Origin of the sequence: Tychonema sp. LEGE 07196, from assembly GCF_963890365.1 — a bacterium.
GTDB lineage: Bacteria > Cyanobacteriota > Cyanobacteriia > Cyanobacteriales > Microcoleaceae > Microcoleus.
Genome location: NZ_CAWPRX010000109.1, coordinates 1 through 9091 on the forward strand (window position 1 = coordinate 1; position 9091 = coordinate 9091).

The following is a 9091-nucleotide window of genomic DNA, read 5'->3' on the forward strand; positions in this document are numbered from 1 at the left end:
GTGGGGGGTCGATCGAGCATTTTGATAATTCCTGTCGTCAGGCCGGCGCTAGCGACCAGCAGGGCTGCTACTTTGAGTCCGGCTGCTGAGGGCGATCGTCCGCGCTGGCGGTTGAGGTTGGGGAGGGCGATGGCTTCGGCGGCGCAGTCATCTAATGCTGTGGCTAAGTCAAACAGTTGCAGGGTGCTTAGGTGTACTGCAGGCCCGGATTCTGCGGGGGTTAAAGTGCCTAAAAATAAGTTGTGGGCGAGCAAGCCGCGGGGTTCTAGGCGGGGCCCAACTGGCAGGTAGGAAGTGTTTGGGGCGATGGTTCCGGGTTCGGATGTGTTGGTTGGTCGATCGAATGTAACGACATGGCGCGCGACTTCTGGCGAGTCTGGATCGCTTGCGGTTAGGCTTGTTTGGGAGTTGAGGTTGCTTTCCCAATCGCGGGATTCGCCCAGCAAGTTTTGGACGTAGTTGCTGACTGCTTCGTGGAGGGTTTCGAGTTGAATGCGATCGCCCCTGAGAGTAACGTGTTCGGTATCTGGTAGTCTGGGGTCGTCGAGCCGCAACTCGAAATTTAAAGATTTAAATACGGGCTGGCCCGCCCAGCGAGATAGAGGCGAACTTTTGGCTGTTATTTCCAGCGTGCAAGTAGGGGGCGTGTACCGTTTGCGAATCATAGCTGAAAGGCTGTTGGCTGTTGACTGTTGACTGTTGGCTGTTAAGAGGGCGGGCACTCTTGGCACCGCCCCTACAGGCTGTTGACTGTTGGCTGTTGACTGTTGACTGCTGACTGTTGGCTGTTGGCTGTTGACTGTTGACTGCTGACTGTTGACTGTTGTTTAATTCTTAGCGCGGTCTAACAAAGCTAGCCAGAGCCGTCTGTGACCGCCGGGACTGCTGTAAAATAGCAAATCTATCAGGAGTTTGAGGGCTAGGTTGGTTAGTTCTTTTGCCGATAGGTTTTCTGCATCTTCCATGCGATCGGCATAGGTGTTGCTGAACCTGTCTATATAATCTCCTAGCAAAGCGACTGTGTGAGGTTCTCGGTTTTGCTCTGCCATTTGTTCGAGCAAAGCCACAGCGCGGCGGATTAAAGCTTGGTGCTGTTTTGCTAAATTGCAGCCGATCAAAACGAGCGATCGAGCTTCTTCCACATCGAGTTTTTTGCGCCCTCCCTGGCCTTTCCGCAGCGGATTAGATTGGCGCAGCCGCCACAATGCCACGCGATCGGCTACCATTGGCTCTAAATTCAGTTCGGCTGCTACTTTGAGCATCGCGTCTGAACCAATTTGTGCGAGTGCTTCTAGGGCTAACAGCACTAAATCCAGTTGGGCTTTAATGTTGTCCAACTGGGTAGGTTCTGGTGCTTTTTGGGTCAATTCTTCCCAGTTGGGAGATGAACCTGTTTGGTTTGTGGGAGCGGAGGGCTTTACGGTGGAGCGCATGGCTTGGGCACGGGAAATAAGACTGGTTGAGGCAGGATATCGAACAGTATGCAGTGATGACTGTTTTGCGGCCGCCGGACAAAAGCATATCTGTGAGTTTGTCTCCATAGCTCGTTGGTTTGATTCCGGCAATCCTAACTGCAGGACGGATTTGCTAGTCGAAAGTTGCGGTTGCAAGTTCGATCGCCCAACCGCAGCAAAACCCAAACATTTTCACCCCCAACCATCCTACGCCGCAAAGTGACCGAAATCAAATCAATGCTTTGAAACTCTCGGAACTTATATCCAGGCCAAACTCTTAGCGTCATCGAATGCTACTTATAGTCTGTCGCTACTTATAGTCTGTCAGATTATAGTTGTCATTGCTTCATCTGGCGCAATCTATGGATATTACGGAGCAATTTGGTAAAAAAGTTAGATATTTCAGAAAGCTCAGAAATCTTTCCCAAGATCAGCTTGCAGAACTATCTGAATTACATCGTACCTACATTGGCTCAGTTGAACGAGGAGAAAGAAACATAACGCTGCTTAATGCCAGCAAAATAGCTAAGGCATTATCCGTTAGTTTAGCGGATATGGTAATTGATGATGACTGAAAGAAGACTAGAAGAAATTTTAGGAAGATACCAGAACTCATTTACACAAAAAATTTATGTAGAAGAGAATGAAGAACACGATATTTTAATGGATGTGTTTGGTATTTCTCCCCTAATAAAAAAAGAAAATAAGCAATATTGGGGACGTGAGTTAGGTATGTGTTGGCAATTGTTAGTTACTGAAACGTGTAAAACATATTGCAGTAGTTTTCAGCCAGCATTTAAAGTTGGCAGCGATGAGCCGTGCGATTTGATTGTTGATGGGTACGCAATAGATACAAAATATCGTATTGGCTCAGGAGACTCTGGAACACTAAAAAAGTTCAAATCTTATGGCCCACTACTTCGTACTTATAATTACGAGCCAGTTTTTTTAATACTTAGACAAGATAATTTGCCCGCAGCTATTACAGCGTGCCAAGCAGGGACTTGGAAAGTTTACACTGGGGACGCTTCCTTTGAGTTTATACAAACAATAAGTGGGTTCGATCTAAAGTCATTTCTTACTGAAAGAGTGGGAGAATTCCCTGTATACCGCTAAAACTATCAAGGCGCTTGTTGATAATCTCTATATAGTCAGGTACTATTTCAATACCGACATACCTAATGCCAAATTCTTTCGCCGCCAGCAATGTAGTTCCTGAGCCTGCGAAAGGATCGATGAGAATAGAATTTTCCAAACGCGGTACAAATATTTCGACCAGCTTTCTCATTAGAGCAATTGGTTTAACTGTACAATGGACGTTAAAATCCTCGGTTTTCTCACGCTGTATACTTTCTAAAATATTTGACTGAAAACCACCAAACTGATCTTTAGTATAAAATACACCAGTACCATACTCCTGTAAAGTTTCCAAGTAATTATTGATCAGTGGTTTTTGAAGTACGCAGATTGCTTCCCATTCATTCCTGAGACAACTGTGCCAACCATCCCATTGTTCAGGATTTTCATATCCTTTCTTCTCGAACTGTTGTTTGATATTGACACCTTTAGGGATACCACTGGATCTTTTATAAACAAGAATATCTCTCGCATAGAAACCAGCATTTTCAAGTGCTACTTGTACGTGAGCAACAGTTCGTGTACTGTTGAAAACTAAAACTGTCGCACCCGGTTTGCAGATCCGAAAAAGCTGCTCACCCCACTCAAAGCACCACTTTTCATAATCCAGAGTATTGTTACGATTCCTTTGATACCATTTTTCGTTTCTGACTCCACCTGCTAAACCACTGCCATAGGGAATGTTTTTAACAAGGGTTTTATTTCCCTTGCCATTGACTCTTTCAATACGCCTTTGAATTTCTGAGTCATCCCATTTATGACCAATAAATTCATAATTATAAGGTGGGTCAGTGATACACGCAGAAATATAATTTTCTGGCAATGTCTTCATCACTTCACGACAGTCGCCAACCAAAACTTCATTTGAGGGAGTTTTTTTCATTATTAGTCAGGCAGTTAATAAAGTGGGAAATAAACTCTTAATTGTGCCACATTTGCAGTTGAGTATCCATTCCGGTTGCATCAGTATGATATGTTACTTGCGACTTGTTTTGCTGCATACAACTATAGAACCCATTTGACATCTTTTGTAAAATCCTTACAGGGCAACTATTCTAGCCTAAATCTAGGATTCTACTGATTCGGCCCAAACCTAGTTGTGGTAATAAGTCTGGAATAGATGTCAAATGGGTTCTATATAATTACGAGTCAACCGGAAATGCGTAAATCCTGACTATTTCAAATAAACCACCGTCACGCCTCCACCTCCTTCTTTTTGACTGGCGAGCTCGAAGCGAGAAACCTGCGGGTGAGTAGCGAGGAATTCGTGAACCCCGCGCCGCAACTGTCCCGTACCTTTGCCGTGAACGATCCACAGCACTCCGTATTCCACAGCCTTGGAAAGTGCTCTGTCGATTTCGATTTCCGCGTCTGAGACTCTCGCACCCCGGAGGTCGATCGAATTATTAGCAGTGCGAATAGCAATTTCGGGATTGGGTTTTGCAGGTTCCGCCGCTGCTTGCTTAGCTTTCGCCGTAGCGATTGCTTGGGCTTGGGCTGCTACCTTGGCTAGTTGAGCTTTTGTTTCCGGTTTTTGACCGTCGAGGGATTCAATTTCTCCCAGTTTGACGGTCATTTTCATAATCCCAAACCGCACGCTCAATTCTTCGTTAGCATCGGGCCCGCTGAGGACTTCGGCGGTTTGGCCGAGGCTGGGAATGCGGATGCGATCGCCCGCTTTCGGCATAAAACCCGGTTTTGGTTTTGCCGGTTGTTGCCGAGAGGGCAGATGTTTTTGGGAAATTTGATTTAAGGTATCTGTCGCCAATTGGGCATTTTGAGCCGTTTTATCGCCCGACTGCAAGCGCCGAATGATTTGAGCAATTTCTGATTTTGCCGTGCCTATTGCCTCGTTTACCGCCACTTCCTGAGCAATTTTTAAGTCTCGCTCCCGCTCTTGCAAAGCCGCTGCTTTTTGAGAAACTTCTTTGTGCAGTTTTTCGGTTTGGTGCAGCAGTTGAGTTGCTTCTCTGGCCTTGGTTTCCTGTTTGCGGCGCTGTGCTTCGAGTCCCGCAATCACTTGATTGACATCGGCAGAAGCTCCGCCGACATAGGTTTGAGCTTCATCGACTATGGATGCTAGCAAACCGAGTCTTTTGGCAATGGTGAGGGCGTTGGAACGTCCGGGAATTCCCCACAGCAAGCGATAGGTTGGCTGCATGGAATTGTCGTCAAATTCTACTGAGGCATTTTCAAAGCGGGAGTCTTGATATTTGAGGGCTTTGAGTTCGCCAAAGTGTGTGGTTGCGACTGTTAATAGGGAATGTTGGGCGAGATATTGCAATAGGGCGATCGCCAATGCACTGCCTTCTGAGGGGTCTGTCCCCGCTCCTACTTCGTCTAGCAAAACTAAAGATTTGGGAATTGAGAATTGGGAATTGGGAATTGGGAATTGGGAATTGGGAATTGGGAATTGGGAATTTTCTTCTCCTTCTCCTTCTCCTGCACTTTCCCCTTCCGATTTATTAGTCAAAACTTCTAAAATGCGGCTGATGCGGCGGATGTGGCCGGAGAAAGTAGACAAACTTTGCTGCAAGGATTGTTCGTCACCAATATCGGCAAGAATGTTGTCGAACCAAGGCAATTCTACGGGTTCCCGGGCGGCGACAAACATTCCGGCTTTTGCCATTAAAGCTGCTAATCCCAAGGTTTTGAGGGTGACTGTTTTGCCGCCGGTGTTGGGGCCGGTGATGGCGACGACGCGGATTTGGGGGCCGATGGTTAAATCGACTGGGACGACTGGAAAGCCTTGCTCGTATTGTTGCTGCCAAACTAATAAAGGATGGCGCAATTGGCGGAGGGTGATTGGCGATCGCAAATTGGGAATTAACGATCGACTATTTTCTGCCGTTTCTTCCTCTAAATTTTCCTCATCTAATTGGTCGGGATTTTTTGGTGCTAATTCTGGTTCTTGGAATTCGATAAATTTAGGAGGATTTGCCTGCAGCCAAAAACTGTAACGGGCTTTGGCGGCAGCTAAATCTAAAGTTGTCACTACCACCAACAATCTGTCTAAATCTGGTTTTACTGCTGCGACTTGCTCGGTGAGGGCGCGGAGAACTGCTTCTTCTTCGGCTTGTTCTTGCCGGAGCAACTGCCGCATTTGGTTGTTGAGATTGACTGTGTTGTGGGGTTCTACATACAGTGTCGCGCCGCTGGCGGAGGAGTCGTGAACGATGCCTGGTATGGCATCTTTTTGGGGAGCTTTGACGGGAATGACAAAGCGCGAGCTTCTTTGGGTAATTACTTGTTCTTGGACGGCGTTGGATTGTCGCTGCAAAATGCCTTGGAGTATTTGATAAATGCGATCGCGCAACTGTCGCATTTGAACTCGAATTCCTGCTAATTTAGGAGTGGCTCGATCGGCTACTCGAGCGCGATCGTCTATACACCGATGAATTTCCTGCTCGATTTCGGGATAAGTCCGCAATTGGGAAGCCAATTCTTTGAGTATCGGCACATCCGTTGCAGAGTCAACGATCCGGCGCAATTGCCTCGCCCCCGCGAGGGTGGTAGCAATTGCCAGCAATTCTTCACCGCCGAGCAAACCTTGCAGTTCGGCTCGCTGCAGGGCACTGCCGATGTCTTGGATTCCTTCAAAACTCAAAGCACCGCCAGGACGGCTTTCTAACTGATAAGCTTCTTCAGTTTGCGCCTTGAGTTCGGCTGTCTGAGCTTGAGTTTCGGGGATTTGGAGGTCGAGGGCGGCGGCGACGCCGAGTTTGGTAGCCGCGAAGGTAGCCAAGTGCTGACACAGGCGCGGCCATTCTAATAGTTCTAGTGTTTCGGCTTGAATCAAAGTTGAGGTGGTGTTGGTAATTGGCATTCCCAGGCGCTGACCGAGAAGGTGAATTTGACGGCAGTATTTTTTATTTTAAAGTTTTTTATGGTTTCCGCGTGCAACTTGAGAAAGTATGTGCGATCGCCCTGGGTCGATTTTTCATTTTCGATTTACTCCACAGAGGAAGAGAGGTTGAACTAGGCTTTAAAATTTTGATCTTTCCACGGCGGTGGTCGCGACCGGCATCCGTTTTTAGTCTCGGCGCTCAATTATACCATTTTTCAAATTTTCTCCTACGTTATCTGGGAAATATTTATGTACGCTCCGCACCTTACTATCCTCTTTTAAATGCTGTTCGGCTTAAAGCAAAACTCGTATTTGTAGCGGCACTTTATGGAGTTGGTATAATATCGCGCAGCTATCGGGGTGAATCGCCACATACAATCTAGATGCAGGACAGCTTAGGGTGTTAGGGAGAAAAGAAACACTCGAATTCAATTGATTGTGCGCTCTGGATAGGGCTTTTTTAAGTGTAACAATTTTTGAGAGCGCTGATTTGCTTGGTTTGGAGAGCGGCAAAATTGATCGCGCGGTTAAGCACAAGAGAGACAATGCGGGTTGAAAAATGTGGGCAATCACAAGGTTGATAGCGAGACAGTCAACACTCAACACTCAACAGTCTATCTTTCTCAGTAATTCTTTACAAACAGCCTTTGGATATCGAGGCAAAATAGATGTGAACTGTCTAAACTTTCAATAATGAGTAGAACCTTAATTCCTGTGATTCTAGCCGGCGGTAAAGGCGAACGTTTTTGGCCGCTGAGTCGCAAACAGCGCCCCAAGCAGTTTTTGAGTCTCGACGGTAGCGGCAAGAGTTTGCTGCAGAATACTGCGGAAAGACTTTTGGAATTAGGTAACGGTTGGGAGGATTTGTGGGTGGTAACGTCGGAAATGTTGGCCGACGGGGTGCGGGAACAGTTGCCGCTTTTACCTCAAGAGAATTTGCTGGCGGAACCCCAGGGCCGGGATACTGCGCCGGCGGTGGCTTGGACTGCTATAGAAACTGCGAAGCGTTACGGTGAGGATGCGGTTGTTGGTTTTTTCCCGGCGGATCACTGGATTGGGGAACCGGAGGAGTTTGTCAAGACTTTGGAGGCGGCGGCGGATTTGGCGAGAAATCAGGATGCGATCGCCACTTTGGGTGTTAAACCGAGTTATGCTTCCACTGGTTACGGCTACATCGAACAAGGCGAGGAAATTGGCAGTTTTGGCGGTTTTCCGGCCTATCGGGTGGCGAGATTTACCGAAAAGCCCGATCGCGCCACCGCCGAAGAATTTGTAAACAGCGGTAAGTTTAGTTGGAATGGCGGAATATTCGTATTTCGAGTCGGTACGGTCTTGACAGAATTGCGAAATCATGTACCGGAAATGATGGCAGCTTTGGAAGCAAAAGGTGCTGCTGCTTACTCGGAATTGCCAAAAATTAGCATTGATTACGCGCTGATGGAGAAGACGCAAAAAGCCTGTGTTTTGCCTGTAAGCTTTAGTTGGGACGATTTGGGGGATTGGAATGCGATCGGGCGTTTGCTGCAAGGAGACAAGCCGAATGTCGAGTTAGCAAAACACGTCGGAATTGATACCAAGGAAAGCATTTTCTATGCAGCGGATGACAATGAAGTGATTGTGACCATTGGTTTAGAAGATGTGGTAGTTGTCAGGGATGGGAATGTGACTTTAATTGTGAAAAAGGACAGGACGCAGGAGATTAAACAGGTGATTAAAGTGTTGGGAGAAGATGATAAATTGAAAGATTTGTTGTAAAGGGCGGCACCGCAATAAAAAAACAGGTTCGGAGTCAGGACTTCAGTTTTTTCTTACTCAATAAAGCCAGAAAGACTAAAGTCTTTACTACGAACCTAGGAAATTTTAGTGACGCAACTCGCATCTGTCAACTATTTACATAATTTCTGCTAAATCCAACACAAAACCAGGCAGTACATATTCCCCCGACACAGTGGCAGGATTTTGGAGAATTTCCACACTTTGACCGGGGCGATAAATTTCTACCCGCCGATTTTGCCTGTCAATTAACCAACCCAATCTCGCACCGTTATCTATATATTCTTGCATTTTCTCTTGCAGCTTTTTCAACGAATCAGTCTTCGAGCGCAACTCGACCACAAAATCTGGACACAAAGGAGCAAAACTGTCTTTTTGTTCCGGTGTTAAAGCATCCCAGCGTTCTTTTTTGACCCAAGAGGCATCAGGAGAGCGATCGGCCCCATTGGGAAGTTTAAAGCCTCCAGAAGAGTCGAATACAACTCCCAGTTTAGTTTCACGGTTCCAGACTCGAAGTTGAGATGTTAAATCGGCATTGCGTATGCTAGTTTCACTGCCTGTTGGTGACATAATAATTAATTCCCCTGATGCTGTACGTTCAAATTGATAATCGCGGTTGTGCTGACAAAGCTCAAAAAATTGCTCGTCAGTTAAGTTGATGGATAATTCGATCGAGGTTGCAGGAGATTGGATGGCAATCATGTTTTTTATAGGGTTTGAAACACATTAAAAATTTGGCTGGTAATAACTTACTCATTCAAGTCTTTGACACAACTTTTAAACTCAATAAATTTAATCATAAAAATATTATGTATGCTTGAACTGTATATTAACATGAGGATTAATGCTGCGGCCAAAAACCGATCGCCCTCCCCCACAC

9 protein-coding genes are annotated in these 9091 nt (G+C 46.4%); 4 read left to right on the forward strand and 5 right to left on the reverse strand.

Going from position 1 to position 9091, the window contains the following annotated elements; all coding sequences use genetic code 11:
* Together AACV78_RS13435 and AACV78_RS13440 are read right to left on the reverse strand one after the other, a co-directional pair.
* On the reverse strand, positions 1-722 hold a 722-nt coding region (locus tag AACV78_RS13435; RefSeq protein ID WP_339383622.1), incomplete at its 3' end, for a DUF4335 domain-containing protein.
* A gap of 105 nt (positions 723-827) precedes the next feature.
* Positions 828-1433, reverse strand: coding sequence for a DUF3038 domain-containing protein (locus tag AACV78_RS13440; protein WP_194012402.1), 606 nt, complete (start codon positions 1431-1433; stop codon positions 828-830).
* Between AACV78_RS13440 and AACV78_RS13445 the strand changes: the two genes are divergently transcribed.
* The 3 genes from AACV78_RS13445 to AACV78_RS13455 all read left to right on the forward strand — a co-directional run bounded on the left by AACV78_RS13445 (position 1327) and on the right by AACV78_RS13455 (position 2570).
* Entirely contained in the window at positions 1327-1677 is a 351-nt protein-coding gene (locus AACV78_RS13445) for a hypothetical protein (protein WP_194074413.1), read from the forward strand. The genes AACV78_RS13440 and AACV78_RS13445 overlap by 107 nt on opposite strands.
* A gap of 139 nt (positions 1678-1816) precedes the next feature.
* Positions 1817-2029, forward strand: a complete 213-nt coding sequence (locus AACV78_RS13450) for a helix-turn-helix domain-containing protein (RefSeq protein WP_194012399.1) — start codon at positions 1817-1819, stop codon at positions 2027-2029.
* Positions 2016-2570: a hypothetical protein gene (locus AACV78_RS13455; protein ID WP_228052139.1), complete on the forward strand. Its 555-nt coding sequence runs from the start codon at positions 2016-2018 to the stop codon at positions 2568-2570. Before AACV78_RS13450 ends, AACV78_RS13455 begins: the two co-directional genes overlap by 14 nt.
* Here AACV78_RS13455 and AACV78_RS13460 read toward each other — a convergent pair.
* Together AACV78_RS13460 and AACV78_RS13465 are read right to left on the reverse strand one after the other, a co-directional pair.
* Positions 2533-3474 carry a DNA-methyltransferase gene (locus AACV78_RS13460; RefSeq protein ID WP_194012398.1) on the reverse strand — a complete coding sequence of 314 codons (942 nt, stop codon included), beginning with the start codon at positions 3472-3474 and terminating at the stop codon, positions 2533-2535. The genes AACV78_RS13455 and AACV78_RS13460 overlap by 38 nt on opposite strands.
* A gap of 291 nt (positions 3475-3765) precedes the next feature.
* A complete protein-coding gene (locus AACV78_RS13465; RefSeq protein ID WP_339383625.1) occupies positions 3766-6390 on the reverse strand; it encodes an endonuclease MutS2 in 2625 nt (874 codons plus the stop codon).
* Positions 6391-7131: 741 nt separating this feature from the next.
* Here AACV78_RS13465 and AACV78_RS13470 point away from each other — a divergent pair.
* The gene (locus AACV78_RS13470; RefSeq protein ID WP_194012396.1) at positions 7132-8193 is read left to right on the forward strand and encodes a mannose-1-phosphate guanylyltransferase; all 1062 of its coding nucleotides are present in this window, start codon (positions 7132-7134) and stop codon (positions 8191-8193) included.
* Between the two features lie 135 nt (positions 8194-8328).
* On the opposite strand, the gene AACV78_RS13475 is transcribed toward AACV78_RS13470, so the two are convergent.
* Positions 8329-8913 carry a Uma2 family endonuclease gene (locus tag AACV78_RS13475; RefSeq protein WP_194012395.1) on the reverse strand — a complete coding sequence of 195 codons (585 nt, stop codon included), beginning with the start codon at positions 8911-8913 and terminating at the stop codon, positions 8329-8331.
* Between the last annotated feature and the right edge of the window lie 178 nt (positions 8914-9091).